The sequence below is a fragment of the Achromobacter sp. DMS1 genome, from assembly GCF_001270295.1.
Map to the genome: position 1 here is coordinate 1 of NZ_LHSJ01000054.1, position 18232 is coordinate 18232.

General features: G+C 67.5%; 17 protein-coding genes and 1 pseudogene. 3 read left to right on the forward strand and 15 right to left on the reverse strand.

Annotated features, from left to right (window positions below):
• From AD428_RS08535 to AD428_RS08580, 10 genes are all read right to left on the reverse strand, one after another.
• The coding region (locus tag AD428_RS08535) for a GTP-binding protein (protein WP_160318559.1) at positions 1-264 on the reverse strand (264 nt) is incomplete at its 3' end.
• Positions 254-1687, reverse strand: coding sequence for an amidohydrolase family protein (locus AD428_RS08540; RefSeq protein ID WP_235489558.1), 1434 nt, complete (start codon positions 1685-1687; stop codon positions 254-256). The genes AD428_RS08540 and AD428_RS08535, both read right to left, overlap by 11 nt.
• A gap of 225 nt (positions 1688-1912) precedes the next feature.
• A complete protein-coding gene (locus AD428_RS08545; protein ID WP_053244868.1) occupies positions 1913-3160 on the reverse strand; it encodes a metal-dependent hydrolase family protein in 1248 nt (415 codons plus the stop codon).
• 26 nt (positions 3161-3186) lie between these two features.
• Positions 3187-4068, reverse strand: coding sequence for an ABC transporter permease (locus AD428_RS08550; protein WP_053244869.1), 882 nt, complete (start codon positions 4066-4068; stop codon positions 3187-3189).
• Positions 4069-4077: 9 nt separating this feature from the next.
• The gene (locus tag AD428_RS08555) at positions 4078-5124 is read right to left on the reverse strand and encodes an ABC transporter ATP-binding protein (protein WP_053244870.1); all 1047 of its coding nucleotides are present in this window, start codon (positions 5122-5124) and stop codon (positions 4078-4080) included.
• A gap of 6 nt (positions 5125-5130) precedes the next feature.
• On the reverse strand, positions 5131-5961 hold the full coding sequence (locus AD428_RS08560) for an ABC transporter permease (protein WP_053244879.1): 831 nt from the start codon (positions 5959-5961) through the stop codon (positions 5131-5133).
• A gap of 254 nt (positions 5962-6215) precedes the next feature.
• On the reverse strand, positions 6216-7184 hold the full coding sequence (locus tag AD428_RS08565; protein WP_053244871.1) for an IS5 family transposase: 969 nt from the start codon (positions 7182-7184) through the stop codon (positions 6216-6218).
• A 318-nt stretch (positions 7185-7502) separates the two neighbouring features.
• Positions 7503-7790, reverse strand: coding sequence for a hypothetical protein (locus AD428_RS08570; RefSeq protein WP_053244872.1), 288 nt, complete (start codon positions 7788-7790; stop codon positions 7503-7505).
• Positions 7791-7919: 129 nt separating this feature from the next.
• Entirely contained in the window at positions 7920-8336 is a 417-nt protein-coding gene (locus tag AD428_RS08575) for a hypothetical protein (protein ID WP_053244873.1), read from the reverse strand.
• Positions 8333-8776: a transcriptional repressor gene (locus tag AD428_RS08580; RefSeq protein WP_053244874.1), complete on the reverse strand. Its 444-nt coding sequence runs from the start codon at positions 8774-8776 to the stop codon at positions 8333-8335. The genes AD428_RS08575 and AD428_RS08580 overlap by 4 nt, the downstream gene beginning before the upstream one ends.
• 111 nt (positions 8777-8887) lie before the next feature.
• Here AD428_RS08580 and AD428_RS08585 point away from each other — a divergent pair, with 111 nt between their 5' ends.
• On the forward strand, positions 8888-9667 hold the full coding sequence (locus AD428_RS08585) for a helix-turn-helix domain-containing protein (protein ID WP_082308327.1): 780 nt from the start codon (positions 8888-8890) through the stop codon (positions 9665-9667).
• Between the two features lie 6 nt (positions 9668-9673).
• On the opposite strand, the gene AD428_RS08590 is transcribed toward AD428_RS08585, so the two are convergent.
• On the reverse strand, positions 9674-10132 hold the full coding sequence (locus AD428_RS08590) for a YkgJ family cysteine cluster protein (RefSeq protein ID WP_053244875.1): 459 nt from the start codon (positions 10130-10132) through the stop codon (positions 9674-9676).
• Positions 10133-10362: 230 nt separating this feature from the next.
• Here AD428_RS08590 and AD428_RS08595 point away from each other — a divergent pair, with 230 nt between their 5' ends.
• Entirely contained in the window at positions 10363-10968 is a 606-nt protein-coding gene (locus tag AD428_RS08595; RefSeq protein ID WP_053244876.1) for a DNA-3-methyladenine glycosylase I, read from the forward strand.
• A gap of 19 nt (positions 10969-10987) precedes the next feature.
• On the opposite strand, the gene AD428_RS08600 is transcribed toward AD428_RS08595, so the two are convergent.
• Positions 10988-12883, reverse strand: coding sequence for an LTA synthase family protein (locus tag AD428_RS08600; protein ID WP_053244877.1), 1896 nt, complete (start codon positions 12881-12883; stop codon positions 10988-10990).
• 292 nt (positions 12884-13175) lie between these two features.
• Here AD428_RS08600 and AD428_RS08605 point away from each other — a divergent pair.
• A pseudogene (locus AD428_RS08605) lies at positions 13176-15325 on the forward strand (AsmA family protein).
• Positions 15326-15344: 19 nt separating this feature from the next.
• On the opposite strand, the gene AD428_RS27645 reads toward AD428_RS08605, so the two are convergent.
• The 3 genes from AD428_RS27645 to AD428_RS08615 form a co-directional block, all read right to left on the reverse strand.
• The gene (locus tag AD428_RS27645) at positions 15345-15590 is read right to left on the reverse strand and encodes a GGDEF domain-containing protein (protein ID WP_255352204.1); all 246 of its coding nucleotides are present in this window, start codon (positions 15588-15590) and stop codon (positions 15345-15347) included.
• 140 nt (positions 15591-15730) lie between these two features.
• A complete protein-coding gene (locus AD428_RS08610) occupies positions 15731-16117 on the reverse strand; it encodes a DUF4381 family protein (protein ID WP_053244814.1) in 387 nt (128 codons plus the stop codon).
• Between the two features lie 60 nt (positions 16118-16177).
• Positions 16178-18232: type VI secretion system Vgr family protein (locus AD428_RS08615; protein WP_053244878.1), on the reverse strand; the 2055-nt coding region annotated here is incomplete at its 5' end.

An 18232-nucleotide genomic window follows, 5' to 3' on the forward strand; every position in this document is an offset into this window, starting at 1 on the left:
GGACGGGCGCGGCGCGTCGAGCAGGGCGGCGAGCGTGTGCACCAGGTCGCTGCGCAGCGAGCAGCAGACGCAGCCGTTGGACAGCAGGGCCATGGGCACGCCGTCGCTTTCGTTGGCCACAATGGCGCCGTCCACGCCGATCTCGCCCGCTTCGTTGACGATCACGCCCGTGTCGGCCGCGGCCGGGTCGCGCAGGAAATCCACCAGCAGCGTGGTCTTGCCGCTGCCCAGGAAGCCGCAGAGCAGGAACAGGTCAATGGCCATCTTGCGGCGGGCTCCCGGCCCCGGGCGGCGTTTCGCCGTCCCAGCTCTGGCTGACCATGGCGCGCACGTCGGCCAGCAGCTGGGCCGTGTCGTACACCACGCCCTGCTTGATGGTCGTCCGCAGGCAGCGCTGCCATTCGACCTGCGCCGTGTCATCATTCAGGCGCATGGCGCCGGTGCCGTACAGCAGCTTGAAGTCGGCCAGCGGGTTCTGGTCGTGGATGAGCAGGTCGGCGTCCTTGCCCACGTCGATGGAGCCGGTCTGTTCGCCGATGCCGAGCAGGTCCGCGCTTTGCGAGGTGGCGGCGCGCAGCACCTCGAGGGGATGGAAGCCCGCTTCCTGCAGCAGCTCCAGTTCGCGGATGAAGCCGAAGCCGTAGATCTGGAAGATGAAGCCCGAATCCGAGCCCGCGCATACGCGACCGCCCAGGTTCTTGTATTCGTTGACGAACTGCATCCAGAGCCGGTAGTTCTGTTTCCATTCGATTTCGTTGGACGTGCTCCACCGGTACCAATACGCGCCGTGGCCGCCGCGCTGCGGCTGGAAGTATTTCCAGACGGCCTTCCAGGTGTAGGCGTCGTGCCAGTCGGCGCGGCGCGCGCGCATCAGGTCGCGGTTGGCGTCGTAGATGTTGAAGGTGGGCACGAAGGTGTGGCCCAGCTCCAGGAACGCGTCCATGACCTCACGCCATTTGGCCGAGCCGGGCTGCGCGGCCTGCAGAAAGGTCTGTCCGGCGACCGCGAAGCGGTAGTACTCGTCGCTGTAGTTGTAGTCGGTGGGAAACGACTGCACCACGCGGTCTTCGAAGAGCGCCTCGGGCAGGCCGTAGTAGTGCTCGGAGCTGGTCAGCCCCCAGCGCGCCGACTTCAGCGCGTTCACCCGCGTGACGGCCATCTGGGCATGGTGGCAGCCCGAGCGCAGGCCGACCTTGGCGGCCTCGTCCAGCGCGGCCTGCATGATGGCCGGCGGCGCGCCGAAGAACTTGATGCCGTCCGCGCCGCGCGCCTTCAGCCGCCGCACCCATTCACGGCCCTGCTCGGGGGTGTGGATGGTCTTGACGCGGTCGTTGACGGCCGGGAACACTGAATGCACGACCATGCGCGGCGCGGCGATTTCGTTGGCCGCGGACATCTCGCGCTGGCGCAGCGTCCAGCCCAGGCCGCCGATGGCGCCCATTTCGCGCACCGTGGTCACGCCGTGGGCCAGCCACAGCTTGTAGATGTAGTCGGCCGGCGGCACGATGCCGCTCATGGCGTGATAGGGCGTGCCGATGTGGGCGTGGGCGTCCACGAAGCCCGGCGTGACGAATCTGTCGTGGCAGTCGATCTCGTGCTCGCCCGGCGCGGGCCGGCGCCGGGGGTCGATGGGCTTGTGCGGCGTGCCCACGTTGACCAGCGCGGCGATGCGCCCATTCTCGACCACGATGTCCACCGGCCCCCAGGGGGGGGGCGCCGGTGCCGTCGATGATGGTCGCGCCGCGCAGCACCAGCCGCCCGAACGGGCCCTGGCCGCGGTCGCGCGGGGCGGGATCGGAGGGCGGGTGCCAGCCCTTGGCCGCGTTGACGTCGCGCGATTCCTCGCCGACCTCGCTATCCTGGAAATTGTCGCTCATGGTGTCGGTTCTCCGTGGCGCTGCCGCGCCCCCGTTCAGAGGCCCAGCGCGTTGTGTTCGATGACGCCCGCCTTCATGACGAGAGGAATATGCTCGCCCTGGCCCAGCAGGCACGACAGGTCGCGGTACGGGTTGCCGTCCACCAGCAGGATGTCGGCCTCGGCGCCGGCCTGCACGCGTCCGAGCTGCCCGGTCTGGTTCAGCACTTCGGCCGCGGTGGTGGTGGCGCTCTGGATGATTTCCTGCGCGCTCAGCACTTCGGCCCGGATGCGGAATTCGTCGCTCTGCAGGCGCTGCGACGGGCCGAGCAGATCGGAGCCGAAGCCCATCTTGACGCCGGCCTTCTTGTAGATCTCCAGCGAGTGCAGCCCCGCGGTGCGCACGGTGGCGATCTTGGCCACCGAGTCCGGCGGCAGTCCGTACTCGGCGCCCTCGTTGGCCAGGGCTTCGTAAGTGACCAGGGTGGGGACGACGTAGGCGCCTTTTTCGGCCATGAAGCGCGCCACGCGCTCGTCGACCAGGTTGCCGTGCTCGATGGTGCGCACGCCGTTGCGCACCGCGCGCTCGATGGCGTCGGCGGTGTAGGAGTGAGCCATGACGTAGGTCTGGCGGCCCGCCGCCTCTTGCACGATGACGCGGATCTCGTCTTCCGAGTAGCCGAAGGAGGCGATAGGGTCGGTGGGCGAGGCCACGCCGCCGGAAGCCATCATCTTGATCTGGTCGGCGCCCATCTGCAGTTCCTGGCGCACCGCCTTGCGCACGTCGTCGATGCCGTCGGCCACGCGGCCGATGTCGCCCGCGCGGAAGCAGCAGCCGCAGAAGCTCATGGGGCGCAGGTGGTCGGAGCGGGGGCGCGGATCGCCGTGGCCGCCCGTCTGGCTGATGGCGCGGCCGGAGATGAAAAGGCGCGGCCCCTTGACCGTGCCTTCGTTCACGGCGCATTTCAGGCCCCAGCCCGCGCCGCCGGCGTCGCGGATGGTGGTGAAGCCCCGCCGCAGCATGGCGGCCATGATGGGCACGGCGCGCATCATCACCAGGGCGTCGGGCAGCACGCCCTGGGTGCTCAGGTTGAGCTGCGTGGCCATGACGTGCGCATGCAGGTCGATCAGCCCGGGCATGAGCGTGCGCCCGCCCGCGTCGATCACCCGCGCGCTCGAGGACGAGAGGGGCTTGTCGGAGACTTCCTTGATCTTGCCGTCTTCGACCAGCACGTGATGGCCTTCCAGCAGGTCGGCCTGCAGCGGGTCGAGCAGGTTGGCGTTCTTGAAGAGCACAGCGGACATGGGAATTCCTCGTAGAAGCGCCGGCGTCAGGACGCCATGGTCTTGACGTAGCGGCGGTGGATCAGCCAGTTCGAAATCAGGGCAATGACGAGCGTGCCGCACACCAGCACCACGGCCAGCGCCGCGCCGAAGGGCCAGTTGGACGCCTTGGTGATCTGGTCGTAGAGCGCCGGCGCCATCATGGTGAGCCCGGAACCGCCCAGGAGCACGGGCGTGGCGTAGGCGTTCATGCACAGGATGAACACCAGCATGGTGCCGGCGGCCACGCCGGGCGCGGCGATGGGCAGCACGATGCGGCGGAAGGTGGTGAAGAAGCTGGCGCCCACGTTGCGCGCGGCTTCCTCCACCGACAGGTCCATGCCTTCGAGCACGCTCTGCAGGGTGAGGATCAGGTAGGGCATGACCACGGCCGTGGTGCCGATGACCACCGCCGCCGGCGTGTACATAAGGGCGACGGGCTTGTCGATCAGGCCCAGGCCCTGGAGCACCGCGTTGACCACGCCCGCATTGCCCAGCGCCACCATCCAGCCGGCCGCCCGCACCACGTTGCCCACCATCAGCGGGAAGACCAGCAGGATCACGAACAGGCTCTTGTAGCGGCTCTGCGTGCGCGCCAGGAAATACGCTACGGGGAATCCCAGCACCAGCGCCAGCACCGTGCACAGCGCCGCGATCCACAGCGTGGTCAGGAAGATGTCGCGGTAGTACGGGTCGCCGAAGAACTTGGCGTAGTTCTCGAAGGTAAAGGCCGTCTGCATCAGCTCGGCCGGGTCGAAGTGGTTGAAGCTGTAGCGGGCCAGCTGCAGGATGGGAACCATGATGATGATGAGCACCACCAGCGATGCGGGAAACGCCAGTCCCGCTCCCAGCCAGCGGGAGCCGCGGCCGTTTTGGCTCGAGGTTTGCATGCCCGGCTCCTATTGCGTGAAGGCCACGCAATCCGCCGGCTCGAAGCAGGCGTAGACGCGCTCGCCGGGCGCGGGCGCCGCCGAGCGCTCGCCGCCGTTGACGATCTGGCTGACGAGGCGGTCGCCGCCGTCGAGCCGCACCCGCACTTCCAGCACGGACCCGAGATAGAGCGACGATTCCACCACGCCGGCCAGGGCGTTCGCGCCGGCCGGCTGCGCCTGCAGCCTGACGCGCTCGGGCCGCACGCCCAGGTGCGTGGCCTGCGCGCCGTCCGCCGCGGCGATGCGCTGCCCGGCGGCGGTTTCGAACACGCTGTGCGCGTTGCCGCGTCCCTTGAACACGTTCATCTTGCCCAGGAAGTCGGCCACGAACAGGTTGGCGGGGCGTTCGTACAGCGTGTCCGGCGAGCCCACCTGCTGCACGATGCCGTCGTTCATGATGGCCATGCGGTCGGCGATGGCCAGCGCCTCTTCCTGGTCGTGGGTGACGAAGATAGTGGTCAGGCCGAGCCGCTGCTGCAGCGCGCGGATTTCCTCGCGCACTTCGACGCGCAGCTTGGCGTCCAGGTTGGACAGCGGCTCGTCCAGCAGGAATACCTTGGGCTCGATGGCCAGGGCGCGCGCGATGGCCACGCGCTGCTGCTGGCCGCCCGAAAGCTGGCGCGGGTAGCGGTCGCGCAGCTCGGTCATGCGCACCATGTCGAGCACGCGGCGGATCTTGCCGTCGCGTTCCGCCCTGGGCACCTTGTGCATCTCCAGGCCGAACGCCACGTTCTCGGCCACGGTCATGTGCGGGAACAGGGCATAGCGCTGGAACACCATGCCGGTGTCGCGCTTGTGCACGGGCAGGCGGGTGACGTCGGTGTCGCCGATGAGGATGCGCCCGGAAGTGGGTGCGATGAACCCGGCGATCATGCGCAGCGTGGTGGTCTTGCCGCAGCCGCTGGGACCGAGGAAGGTGACCAGCTCGCCTTCGGCGATGTCCAGCGTGAAGTCGGACACGGCGACCGACGCGCCGAATTGCTTGCGGAGGTTTTCGATGCAGACTTTGGCCATGACTTCCTATACCACCTGACTCAGTTTTACGTAGCGGTCGGTCACCAGCATGATGAGACCCAGCAGCAGGATCTGGACCGACGCCACCGAGGCGATGGTCGGGTCGAGATTGAACTCCAGGTACTGCATGATGGCGATGGGCAGCGTGGTGCGGCCCGGCCCGGCGAGCGAGAGCGACAGCTCCAGGTTCTCGAAAGACACGACGAAGCTGAAGAGCGCGGCGGCCACGATGGAGGGGCGCAGCATGGGCAGGGTGACGCGCATGAACGCCACCGGCGCGCTGGCGCCCAGGTTGCGGGCGGCCTCTTCGATCGAGCCGTCCAGCCCTTCCATGCCGGCCATGACCAGCCGCACGGTCCAGGGAATGGTGAGGCAGATGTGCGCGATGACCAGTCCGCCGAACGTGCCCACGATGTCCTGGTCGAGCGCGTTCTCGGCGCGCAGGTAGAACAGGTAGATGCCCACGCCCGCCACGATGCCGGGAATCAGCAGCGGCGAGAGCAGCAGCGTGTTCACGCCCTTGCTGCCCAGGAAGCGGTAGCGGGCAATGCCGACGGCGGCCAGCACGCCCATGGCCACGCCGACGACGGCGGCCAGCAGCGCCACCTGCAGGCTGAAGACGAAGCCGTTGGCGAAGGCGGGGTTGTCCCAAGCCCTCACGTACCAGGACAGGGTGTATCCCGATGGCGGGAAATACAGGATGGCGTCCTTGAAGAAGCTCAGCCACACCACGAGGATGATCGGGCAGAGCATGAAGCCGTACATGAGAACCACGAAGACGCGATGCAGCCAGGTGGCCCATGGAATCCGGGGCGCGCGGCGCGCGTGTCCGGCCATGGCGGACGAATCGATCGGGGACGTGTTATCCAAGACGTGGATTCCTTGAGTGCGAGTGCCGGCTCGGGGTTCGGGCTCCTCCGGTTACGACTCTGCGGTCTTTGCGGTTAGGGACGGTCTGAACAATCAGCCAGCCGACCCAAATTCATCACTGCTTGTCGCCTGATTTCAGAAAATCAGAAAAAAACGTCCAAAATCCCGATTTTCCGTCGTGTTTTCGCTCAAAAGAGCCCGTTTCCGGGCCTTTTGATGTCCTATGGGCGCACCTCTGCCATCAAATGTCGTCGCGCCATCCACAGATTGCTCAACGTGAACAGCGTCAGCAACTGCGCGGTGTTTTTCGCCAGCCCCCGATACCTCACCTTCGTGTAGCCGAACTGCCGTTTGATCACCCGAAACGGGTGCTCCACCTTGGCCCGCAGGCTGGCCTTGGTGTGTTCATAGGCGTCTTGCAAGGATTGCACCGTCTTGCTCAACTTCTTGCGCAGGCTCGGGCGCAACGCAATATGCCACTGCACATCGCGCCCCTGGTGTTCTTCGCGCTTGCCCACACCTTGATAGCCCGCATCACCCAAGACCAGTTCTTCCTCCCCGTGCAGCAGCCCATCGACCTGCGTCACATCCGCCACGTTGGCCGCCGTACCCACCACCGAATGCACCAAGCCCGTATGCAGATCGACCCCGATGTGCGCCTTCATGCCGAAGAAGTAGTTATTGCCTTTCTTGGTCTGGTGCATCTCGGGGTCCCGCGCGCCCTGGGCGTTCTTCGTCGAGCTGGGCGCATCGATGATCGTCGCGTCCACAATCGTTCCCCGGCGCACCATCAGCCCATAGTCTTGCAGCAGCAGGTTCACGCCTTCGAACATTTCTTCGGCAATGTTGTGCTTCTCAAGCAGGTGACGAAAGTTCAGGATCGTCGTCTCGTCCGGCGCACGACCACCGGGCAGCTTGGCGAACTGGCGCATCGAAAAACTGTCGTACAACGCCTCTTCCATCGCTGGGTCGCTCAGGTTGAACCATTGCTGCATGAAGTGAATCCGCAGCATCGTCTCAATGGGATACGGCTGGCGACCCACCTTGCCTTCTTGCGGGTAGTGCTTGGCAATCTCACCGGCCAGGTAATCCCACGGCACCGTGCGATCCATCTCGTTCAAGAACTTCTCACGGCGTGTCTTCTTGCGCTTACCGGCAAATTCCGCTTCAGAAAAACTCAGTTGGCTCATGATGAACAGACTCGAGAGGGCGTGACAGACGAAGTTTACCGTTGGGCGGGGGAATTGTTCAGACCATCCTTAACCAGAGAATATTGACGGGTTGCGCCTTCGAGGAACTAGGGATAACCCAAGACGGCGGGGTGTCAGCGGGTAATCCCCGAGCCGGGGCATCCCTCGGTGAACCTGCCCGTAACCAGGGCCGCACGGCGGTTGCACCCTGGAAGAGATCGAGGTGTCGCCCGCAGCCGCGCGGAAGCGGACGCGGGGGTGGGAATGAAAGCCGTGCTCATTCCCATGCGGCGGGAAACCGTCGCGCGCAGGCGGCGTTCAGGACAGCGGACGGCGCGGAACCGCGGCCAGCGTCTCCAGGTTCAGGCCGCAGGCGCGGGCGCGCTCGGCCAGGGTCTCGCTGTGTTTCAGGGCGCGCTGGCTTTCGCAGAGCAGCACGTCCAACTGCTCTTCGGCGGTGCAGGCCATATGCCAGGCATGTTCGGAGAACTGCGCGGCAAAGGATTCGCAGCAGGGCCGGCACAGGGCCGCGTTGTTCTTTTCGAGCAGCAGCGCGCCCTGCGCGAGCGTGGCGTGGCAAAAAATACAGGCGAGGGCGTGGTTCATGCCTGGCGGATGGGTGGAAGAATGGGCCCGGCGCGGGCCGGGAGCGTGCCTGGAGAACGGCGCGCGCGCCGGCACTCTTAAGCCATCCGCCAGCAGGAACCGCCCGGGCGCGGCGATCCGGGTGACGATTCAGGTGACATTGAAGCCGCCCGGGCCCGACTGGCCCAGCAGCTCGCGCGCGCACTGCACGGCTTCCTCGGCCGTCGCCACCACCAGGAACGGCATGCCGAAGGCGCGCGACATTTTCTCGCCCCGCTGCCGGGTCTTTTCCCGCGCCTGCGGATTGCGCTCGACGCCCACGAAGGCGCGGCAGCGCGCCCGCAGCCGGGGCATGTTCTCCGTCTGCCATGCCACCATGGCCTTGCGGTCTTCCTGGGCCATGTCCTGCTGCAGGTTGGGCACCACGAGTACGAAGGAGCAGGGGTTGTCCACCAGCATTTCCATTTCCCGTATCCAGCCCTGCGCGTAGCCCCCGGGCCGCCCGCCGCGGGCGGTGACAATGGGAAACCGGGACAGGTCGTGGAAAACGAAGTCTTCGGGGTTCATTCGAACTCTCCTCGCATGGGCGGGTCGGCCTGGCGCCTGCGGCAACCGCAGTCGCCGTAGAGCACCAGGCTGTAGGATTGAAGGGCGAAACCGCTGCGCCGCGCGATGCGGCGCAGCAATGCATCCAGACCGGGGTCGCTGGCTTCCAGGATCCGGCCGCAATGGGTGCAGACCAGATGGTCGTGGCGCTCGCCGTCGTTCAGTTCGTACACGGTGGTGTGCACGTCCAGCGCGGTGCGGCGCAGAAGGCCCGCTTCCTCGAGCTGGGCCAGCACGCGGTAGACGGTGGCCAGTCCGATGTTGCTGCGGTCGGCTACGAGGGTGCGGTACACGTCGGCCGCGCTCATGTGCCTGTCCGGATGCTGGTGAAAGACATCCAGGATTTTCAGGCGGGGCAGGGTGGCCTTGACGCCGGCCTCGCGCAAGCGGCTGTAGTCCATGGGGTTCTCCGGCCGGGCGGCATGACGGTGCCCGGCTGATGAGAATGATGTACATTTTCAAAAGCCGTCGCTTGCGAAAACCCGACAACCAATAGCTCAAACCTGCCAACCATGCTCGATGTGGCCATTGCGCCCGCCGGCCAGGGGGAATTGCTCACTCCCTTCAGCGTCCGCGGCCGCCGCGAAACCAAAGGCATAGACGTGCCCTCCCATGCGCACGAGGACGGCATGCTCGTGCTCGTGCACGAGGGTCTGGTCATGGTGCAGGCCGAGGGCGAAGTCTGGACGGCGGTGCCCCGCAGCCTCGGCTGGGTGCCGCCCCGCCTGCAGCATGGCGCGCGCTGGTTCGGCCAGGCCCGCGGCTCGTTTCTGTACGTGCGTCCCGACGTCTGCGGCCGGCTGCCGGCACAGTGCTGCTCCTGGTCCTCGACGCCGCTCATCGACGCGCTGATGCAGCGCTTCACGCAGAGCGCGCCGGGCGAGCTGTCGCCGGCCTATCTGGCGCAACTGTTCGAGGTGCTGCTCGAGGAAATCCGCCAGCGCGAACACGCCCCGCTGCGGCTGCCCATGCCGGACGACGGGCGCCTGCGCGACCTGGCCCACACCATCATGGGCGCGCCGGACGATCCGGCCGGCATCGACGAGTGGGCCCAGCGGCTGAACATGTCTTCGCGCACGCTGATGCGGCGCTTCCGCCAGGAAACCGGCATGACGTTCGGGCGATGGCGTCAGCAGGCCCGCCTGCTGCGGGCGCTGGAGATGCTGTGCCGGGGCGGTTCCGTCACCGAGGCCGCGCTGTCGGTGGGCTACGAGAGCACCAGCGCCTTCATCGGCAGCTTCCGCGCCGCGTTCGGCGTCACGCCGACGCGCTACCTGGCCGGCCGCGGCTGACCGTCTTCAGGCGGCCGCGGGCTGGTCGGGGTGCAGCGGCCCTTCGGGATCGTTCTCCGCATCCGGGCGGGGCGGCACGGGCGCCAGGCCGAGACGGGCGCGCAGGCGCTGGCAGTCCGGATTCGGCGAGCCGTCCGGCTGCCAGATCTCGAATTCCCGGCAGGGCGACGGACGGTCTTCGTAGATGGCGCAGTGAATGCCCGGGCGGCCCAGTTCGCCGCGCAGGGCCACGCAGCGGCCGCCGCCCTGCTCGGTGCCTTTCATGCACGCGCGCAGCGGGCTCATCTGGGTGACCAGCTCCACGGGCACGCGCCCGCCGTTTTCTCCCGCCAGTTCGCCGCAATAGAACGACACGCGGAAGTGCGCGCAACAGGCGCCACAGTTCAGGCAGGGGTTGGCGGCGGGGTCGTCGCCGGCCAGGGTGGCGGGCGACACGAGGGTCAGGGCAACGGTCTCTAGGGACATGGCGGGAAATCCGGGCCGGCGAAGGACGCAAAACGGGCTTGCCGCGCGGCAAGCCCGTGTGGCCGGGAATCTGCCCGGCGTAACGCTAATTTAAAGGAATTCCGCGCCGGCGCTCCAGGGTTTTTTCCGGCGCGCGGCCGGCCTTTGGCGGGCATGCAACACGGCGGAGGGAACGCGGCGCCGGGCTGCGGTAGCATCGGACTCCGCCTCTTTCACTGCAGGAGTTACCGATGCCCGCCGCCATCGCCCACGCCGACGGACTGCGCCGCTGCCACTGGGTGGACGCGTCGCCCGAATATATGGCCTACCACGATGCCGAATGGGGTGTGCCTCGTGGCGACGACCAGGGGCTGTTCGAGCAGCTCTGCCTGGAAGGATTCCAGTCGGGCCTGAGCTGGCGCACCATACTCATGAAGCGCGAGGCTTTCCGGCGCGCATTCTCCGGCTTCGATCCGGCGCGCGTGGCGCGCTACGGCGAGCGGGAAGTGCAGGCGCTGCTGGCCGATGCCGGCATCGTGCGCCACCGCGGCAAGATCGAGGCGGTGGTCAACAATGCCAGGCGGGCGCTGGAAATGCAGGAGCGCGAAGGATCGCTGGGAGCGTTCTTCTGGGGCCACGAGGCGCCGGCCGGCTCGCCTTCCACCTACGGCGCCTCGACCTCGCCGCAATCGGAGGCGCTTTCCCGGGCGCTGAAAAAACTGGGCTGGAAGTTCGTGGGCCCCACGACCGTGTATGCCTTCATGCAGTCGGTCGGCATGGTGAACGACCACAGCCCCGATTGCCACTGCCATGCGCGCTGCGAGCGCGCCCGGCGAGCATTCGCCCGCCCGCGCTGACCGGCCGGAGTGACGCGCCCTAGGCGGACGGCGCCCGCCCGGGCAGGCAGTAGCGGCCTTCCCGGTACGCCCAGCTCGGCCAGAGCGCGTGCGCCAGCGCCTCGCGGGCCAGTTCGCGGTCGAGTTCGGCGGCGTCGTAGGTTTCGGGCGCGCAATAGCGGAATTGCACGGCCGGCCGGTTGGGCGCGAGCACCAGCAGGTCCGATCCCTTGAGATACCCGTAGGTGCTGTCGTACTGCATGATGGCGCGGTCGGGCGTGCTGCGGGTGAGATCGTGGCCGATCATGGGGTGCTCGGTGTCCACGCCGATGAGCGACAGCAGCGTGGGCGGCAGGTCGATCTGGCTGACGAGGCGGTCGTCGGCGCGCGGCTCGATGCCTCCGCCCAGCACCACGGCCGGAATGTGGAAGTGCCGCACCGGCACCAGGCTGGCGCCGAAGACCCGCGAGTCGTGGTCGGCCGCGATCAGGAATACCGTGTTTTCCCAGTAAGGCGAGGCCTTGGCCTGCTCGAAGAAGCGTCCCAGCGCCCAATCGGCGTAGCGCACGGTGTTTTCCACCGTGGCGGGATTGCCTTCGGTCTGGATGCGCCCGGCCGGATACTCCCAGGGCGTATGGTTGGACACGCTGAAGGCCAGTGTGAAGGTGGGCTGCTCGCCGTCGGCGCTCAGGCGGCGGTGCAGCTCGTTGAACATGTCTTCGTCGCTGGCGCCCCAGGTGCCGACGAATACGGGGTTGTCGAAATCGGCGCGCTCGATGATCTGGTTGAAGCCGTTGCCGAGGAAGAAGCCCTTCATGTTGTCGAAGTGCGCCTCGCCGCCGTAGATGAAGCGCGAATGGTAGCCGTGGCGCCCGAGCAGATCGGCCAGCGAGAAAAAGCCCCGCTGCGAGCGCGGCAGCTTCAGCACGGCTTGCGCGGGGGTGGGCAGGAACCCGGTGGTGACGGCCTCCAGGCCGCGCACCGAGCGGGTGCCCGTGGCGTAGCAGCGCGTCAGGGACCAGGCCTCGCGCGCCAGCGCGTCCAGTTCGGGCGTCAGGCCCATACCGCCCAGCGCGGCGCTGTACTGCGCGCCCAGGCTCTCTTCGAGAATGATGACCAGGTTGAGCGGGCGGCGGGTGCGGCGCGTAGCCGGCTGCGCGTGCAGGCTGGGGTAGTCGGGATGGGCCGGCGGACGGGGCAGCCCGGCCTGCGCCAGGACGCGCTCGTGCATTTCGGGTTCGTCCATGCCGCCGTACACATCGGAGGCCGATTTCTCGTTCTTCATGCTGTAGATGGCATAGCTCACGCTGTACAGCGAATTGAGCGCCAGCGTGTTCAGCATGCCGTCACCGCAGTAGGCCACGGAAGACGGGTTGATGGGGCGGTGGCCCAGCGTGCCGCGGATGGACAGGATGACCACGGCCAGGATGGCGAGGCTGGCCAGCGGCATCTGCCACCAGGACAGCGGCGCGTCGGGCCGCGGTGGCCAGAAAATCGCGTAGCCGGCCCAGGCGAGGAGCGCGACCGCCGCCAGTCCGCCCAGCAGCGCCGTCTTGTAGCCGCGCCACAGCATGGTGGACACTTCGCGCGGATGTTTCAGATACTCCACGAACAGCCGGTTGGGCCGGGTGTCGTATTCGAGGATGAACGCCGGCGAGGCGATCTCCAGGAAGGCCAGCAGGACGAAGGCGAACAGATACCAGCCGCTGGCGATGGCGGCGGCCAGGGGATAGTGGCCGAGCCAGGGCGAGAGCACGGCGGGCGCGGCGGCCAGCACGGCGATCTGGTGGGCGTCGATGCGCAGCCCGCCCAGCATGAGCGGAACCAGGCCGCCGGCATTGCGCATGCGCTCGCGCTGCCAGAGCGCAAGCGCCAGGCGGCTCAAGGTCAGCAAGACGAAACTCGCCGCCACGAAAATCAGGGTTGAATGCCGCATCGGGCCTCCGGTTGGTGCTGCCTGGCGTTCTCGCGAACGCGTCCGTCTTGGGTGTCGCCGGGAAGGCGCAGCGTTTTCGGTTTGTAACGCCGGGGCGCTGCGCGGCCGCCCCGCCAGCCGCGCCCGCGCCTGGGGAGCGCGGGGCGGCGGCCCGGCACGGGGCTCCGGGAGGTGGAAAGATCCACACACATTATCCGGCCGGCAAGCTTAACCCGGCGCGCGGCCCGCGCTACCCTAGGGGGACGGAGCGCCGGGGACAATCGGCGCGAAAGAACCGCGTAGGATAACAAGCATGACGCGTACAAAAAAAGCAGCAATAGGAATCGTCAGTGTCCTCGTCGTGGTTTTGGCGGCGCTGGTCGTCGTGATCGCCACGTTCGACTGGAACCGGCTCAAGCCGACCATCAACGAGCGCGTCAGCGCCGCCATCGGGCGGCCCTTTGCCATCAACGGCGACCTTTCCGTCCAATGGACGCGCGAGCCCGACGAAGGCGGCTGGCGGGCGTGGGTGCCATGGCCGCACATTGCCGCCAACGATATCGTGGTGGGCAACGCGCCGTGGGCCAAGGCGCCCGCCTTCGCCTCGCTCGAGCGCGCGGAGTTCAGCGTGGCGCCCCTGCCGCTGCTGCGCCAGCGTCTGGCGATCCGCCGCATCCAGCTCACCGGGCCCGCCGCCGACCTGCAGCGGCTGGCCGACGGCCGCGCGAACTGGGTGTTCACCCTGCCCGAAACCGGCGAGCCTTCGCCGTGGGTGCTGGACATTAACGAGATCGGCTTCGACAAGGGCCGGGTGGCGCTGGTGGACGAGACGCTCAAGGCGGACCTGACCGTGCTGGTCGACCCGCTGGGCAAGCCCGTGCCTTTCGGCGACGTGGCCGGACAGGCTTTTGCCAGGGACGGGGAAAAGACGGAGGGCGCGAAGCAGGAGGAGCCGAAGCCGGAGGACGGGCAGGAGGATGACGGGAAGCCGAAGAACGCGAAGTCCGGGCCTGCGCCCGCGCCGCGCGATTACGTCTTCGGCTGGAAGGCGGAGGGCAAGTACAAGGGGATGCCCGTCAAGGGCGAAGGCAAGGTGGGCGGCATGCTGGCCCTGCAGGACGCCAGCCAGCCTTTTCCGGTGCAGGCCGATGTGACCGTGGGCGGAACCCGCGCCGCGGTGGTGGGCACGCTGACCGACCCGGTCAACCTCGGCGCCCTCGACCTGCGCCTGAAGCTCTCGGGCGCGTCCATGGCCCAGCTCTATCCGCTGACAGGCGTGACTCTGCCCGACACGCCGCCTTATTCCACCGACGGCCACCTGGTGGCGCGCTTGCGCGACCGGGGCGGCGCCGTGTTCGAATACCGCGGCTTTAACGGCCAGGTGGGCAACAGCGACCTGCACGGCGACGTGCGCTTCGCCCTGGGCCTGCCCCGGCCCAAGCTCAGCGGCACGTTCTCTTCGCGGCAATTGCGCATGGCCGATCTCGGCCCGCTCATCGGCGTGCCGTCGGGCAGGCAGACGGCCGCGCAGGAGAAGGACGCGCCCCGGCGTCCGCCGGGCGGCAAGGTGCTGCCCAACCAGGAATTCCGCACCGACCGCTGGCGCGACATGGACGCGGACGTGTCGCTGGAGGCCGGGCGCATCGTGCATGGCGGCAAACTGCCGCTGTCCGGCCTGTCGGCGCACCTGGTGCTGGACGACGGCAAGCTGGCGCTGGACCCCGTCGGCTTCGGCATGGCGGGCGGCGCCATCAACGGCACCGTGCGGCTGGACGGTTCGGGCAAGACCATGACCGGCCGCATGGATGTCCGGGCCCGCCGCCTGCGGCTCAAGCAGCTGTTTCCCGTCACCGAGTCCATGCAGAAGACCCTGGGCGAGATGAACGGCGACCTTGCGGTGAGCGGTGCGGGCAATTCGGTGGCGGCGCTGCTGGGCACGGCGAGCGGCGACGTGAAAATGCTCATCAATGACGGCGTCATCAGCCGCAGCCTGATGGAAATCGCCGGGCTGAACGTGGGCAACTACGTCGTGTCCAAGCTCTTCGGCGACGACGAGGTTCCCATCAATTGCGGCGCGGCCGACCTGCAGATGAAGAACGGCGTCATGACGCCCCGGGTATTCGTCTTCGACACGGAAAACGCGCTCATCAGCATCACCGGCAGCGCGGATTTCAAGAACGAGAAACTGGACCTGGACATCACGCCGGACAGCAAGGGCTTTCGCATCTTCTCGCTGCGTTCGCCGCTTTACGTGCGCGGCACCTTCGGCTCGCCGGACGTCGGCGTGCACGTGGGGCCGCTGGCGGCCCGGGGCGCGGGCATGGTGGCCCTGGGCGTGCTGCTCACGCCGGCGCCGGCCTGCTGGCCCTCATCGCGCCCAGCGCCAACGAGGAAAACGCCTGCGGCCCGCTGCTCAAGCAGATGCAGCAGCCGCCCAAGGCGCCGCCCGCGCGCGCCAGGTAGGCGGCCAGGCGGACACGGGTCAGGCCATCTTCCGCACGCGGCCCTCTGACTGGTCGTCCGCCACGCACACGGCGTCCCGGCCATGGCGCTTGGCGTAGTAGAGCGCCTGGTCCGCGCGGTCCAGGGTTTCGGCGAGCGTGGCGCCGTGCGTGGGGTAGTGGGCCACGCCCACCGACACGGTGAATGCCACCGGGATGTCCTGCGGCGCCGCCAGGCCGGCCAGCCGTCCAGCGCGCCGTCGCCCTCTTCGGCGGCCGTGCGCCACAGGTCCTGCTCGGTGTAGAGGCGCGGCTCGTCCTCCAGGCCGGCCAGCGCCATGACGGCCACGCCCAGCCAGTCCTCCCCGCGCCACCGGTAGGGGCGAGAGAGCAGGCTGAGGCGGGACGGCTTCACGGTTTTCATGTCCTACTGCGTGCGCTGGTCCACCGCCACCGCGCGGGTACGCGGATCGACGCGCACGGCGATGACCTTGCCCTCGGCGAAATCCGGAATGCGCACCGGCGAGATGTTGGCGTTGATTTCCGTCTCGAACGCCTCGCCCGCCGCGGGCGTGACGCGCAGGCGCAGCTTCACCACGAAATAGGTGTAGGCCCCCAGCCGCTTGCCGGTATCCGTGGCCTCCAGCACCAGGGCCGAGGCCGGATCGCCGGTGCGCCGCACCTGCTCGACCTGCGCGGCCGCCTCCTGGCGGCGCTGGACCTGCTTGCGGATGAACCAGAGGGCCACGCAGGCCTCGATCACCACGAACAGACCCAGCCCGATCGCCCACCACGCCCAAGTTGGCAAATCCATATGCTTGAATATTCCTTTCTTCTGTGTTGGAGGTTGGTGGCCGTCCATGCGCTGCCGCGCTCAGATCAGCGTAAAAAGGCCGCAGAGGGCCGACTTCAAGCCGATGGCTTCGGTTTCCAGCCCCTTGTTCTTATAATCCGCCGCCGCCACCTTGTACGAAACGCCGGACACGTTGCTGCTGATCACCGAAACGGAAGCGGTGGAAAGCGCCATGGCCAGGTTGGAGCGCCACAGCGCGGCATTGAAGACGCCCATGGTGCTCTGCGCCACCGTCAGGGTCAGCCCGAAGGGCGTGGCCTTGAGCCAGCTCGACGTGGACAGGTCCTTGACCTTCTTGCCCTGCAGGACCACGTCGACGTCGCTGGTGATGTTGATGGTCTGCGGCGCGTGGATGTCCATGCCCGAGGTTTCGGAAGTCAGCTTGACGTGGCCGTTCACCGTTTCCTCCAGCGATCCGGCCGACACCTTGCGCACCGAGTCCCCGGTCGCCACGGTCAGGATGCTGCCGTCCTTGATGGTGACGTTCGAAGCCTTGTTCACCGTGCGCAGCTCGCCGCCGTTCAAGGTTTCGTTGAAAAGGCCCGTCACCGTGCGGGTCTCGGTATTGTGCAGCGTTTCCTTGAACGGTCCCGTGATGTCGCGAGTCTCGCCCACGGCCTTGACCGTGGTGGTCAGGCCCTGGCCGTAGATCTCGGTGTTCATGCCGTTCTGCACCTCGGTCTTGCGCGAGGCCTTGACGGTGTAGTTTTCATGCCCCGTGACCGTCACGTCGCGGGTCTGGCCCACCGTCAGCAGGTCGGCGCCGGTGACGTGGATGCTGCGGTTGCCGCCCACGGTGGTGGCGTCGTGCACGCCGATGGCGGTCGTGCGGTTGCCGTCCGTGGTGTGCGTTTCGTGCAGCTCGACCTCGGTGCGGTAGTTGCGTTCCGCGTGCAGCCAGATCTCTTCCTGGCCGGGCTTGTCCTCGAACATGAAGGCATTGGCCGTGCGCGGCGTGCCGTCCTTGGAGCGGCTCAGGAAACCGCTCTGCGTGGCGTTGTCCGGCAGGTTCCAGGGCGGCATGTTGCCCGCGTTGTAGACGCGGCCGATGATGATGGGCCGGTCGGGATGCCCGCCGATGAAGTCCACGATGACTTCGTCGCCCACGCGCGGAAGCTGGATGCCGCCGAAGCCCCCGCCCGCCCACGGGCTGGAAACGCGCACCCAGCAGGAGCTGTTTTCGTTCTTCTGCCCATAGCGGTCCCAGTGGAACTGCACCTTCACGCGGCCGTAGCTGTCGGTCCAGATTTCCTCGCCCTGCTTGCCCACCACCCTGGCGGTCTGCGGGCCGTGCGTGTGGGGCATGGGCGTGACGCGCGGCGCGCGGAACTGCACGTTGGACGGCAGCACCGTGAAGTCCACGTCGAACAGGCTGGCGCCGCCCGCGCCGCTCGCGTAGCCGCCCTCGCGGATGCGGTAGCGCGCGCCCACCACCAGGTATTCGCGGTTTTCGCTCTGGCGCGGGTGGTTGCGCAAGGTAAACAGATAGCCGGGCGCGGCGCCGCGCACATTGCAAGCGCCGCTGACCTGCTCCTGGCGGCATTGCAGGTCTTCCAGGCGCACGCGCGTATAGCGCTCGGCATCCGCCGCGCTGGTGTAGCCCCCCTGCCATTCGTAGACTTCCAGGTCGCCGTTGTCGTAGGCGCCCGGATTGTTGCGCCGGGCTTCCAGCATGGCGCCCGGGGTCTTGAAATGATAGTCGTTGGTGACGAAAGCGCCCGGCGTGATCTCCTCCGACACCTCCCAACTGGAGATGTACTCCTCCTGAGGCACCGCCGCGCGGTCCGGCCCGTAGTAGGGAATGGTCTCGTAGCCGGGCAGCGGATCGTGCTGCGTGACGTCATCGGTGAGCACCAGCGTGTGCTTGCCGTTCTCGTGCTTGAACCAGTAGTAGATGCCTTCGTGCTCCATCAGGCGGCTGATGAAGGCGAAGTCGGTTTCCTGGTACTGCACGCAGTATTCCCAGTTGCGGTAGTTGTCGGCCAGCTTGACCTCGACCGGAAACTTGTAGTCGGACAGCACCTCCTGGATCACGTCCGGGGCCGACTTGTTCTGGAAGATCTTGTTGTCCGACGT

Bases quoted from the DNA above. Each gene is read 5' to 3' on its own strand.
- AD428_RS08560 (WP_053244879.1), bottom strand. From the start codon at position 5,961: ATGGCCGGACACGCGCGCCGCGCGCCCCGGATTCCATGGGCCACCTGG.
- AD428_RS08555 (WP_053244870.1), bottom strand. From the start codon at position 5,124: ATGGCCAAAGTCTGCATCGAAAACCTCCGCAAGCAATTCGGCGCGTCG.
- AD428_RS08585 (WP_082308327.1), top strand. From the start codon at position 8,888: ATGCTCGATGTGGCCATTGCGCCCGCCGGCCAGGGGGAATTGCTCACT.
- AD428_RS08600 (WP_053244877.1), bottom strand. From the start codon at position 12,883: ATGCGGCATTCAACCCTGATTTTCGTGGCGGCGAGTTTCGTCTTGCTG.
- AD428_RS08550 (WP_053244869.1), bottom strand. From the start codon at position 4,068: ATGCAAACCTCGAGCCAAAACGGCCGCGGCTCCCGCTGGCTGGGAGCG.
- AD428_RS08610 (WP_053244814.1), bottom strand. From the start codon at position 16,117: ATGGATTTGCCAACTTGGGCGTGGTGGGCGATCGGGCTGGGTCTGTTC.
- AD428_RS08590 (WP_053244875.1), bottom strand. From the start codon at position 10,132: ATGTCCCTAGAGACCGTTGCCCTGACCCTCGTGTCGCCCGCCACCCTG.
- AD428_RS08575 (WP_053244873.1), bottom strand. From the start codon at position 8,336: ATGAACCCCGAAGACTTCGTTTTCCACGACCTGTCCCGGTTTCCCATT.
- AD428_RS08570 (WP_053244872.1), bottom strand. From the start codon at position 7,790: ATGAACCACGCCCTCGCCTGTATTTTTTGCCACGCCACGCTCGCGCAG.
- AD428_RS08580 (WP_053244874.1), bottom strand. From the start codon at position 8,776: ATGGACTACAGCCGCTTGCGCGAGGCCGGCGTCAAGGCCACCCTGCCC.
- AD428_RS08545 (WP_053244868.1), bottom strand. From the start codon at position 3,160: ATGTCCGCTGTGCTCTTCAAGAACGCCAACCTGCTCGACCCGCTGCAG.
- AD428_RS08595 (WP_053244876.1), top strand. From the start codon at position 10,363: ATGCCCGCCGCCATCGCCCACGCCGACGGACTGCGCCGCTGCCACTGG.
- AD428_RS08565 (WP_053244871.1), bottom strand. From the start codon at position 7,184: ATGAGCCAACTGAGTTTTTCTGAAGCGGAATTTGCCGGTAAGCGCAAG.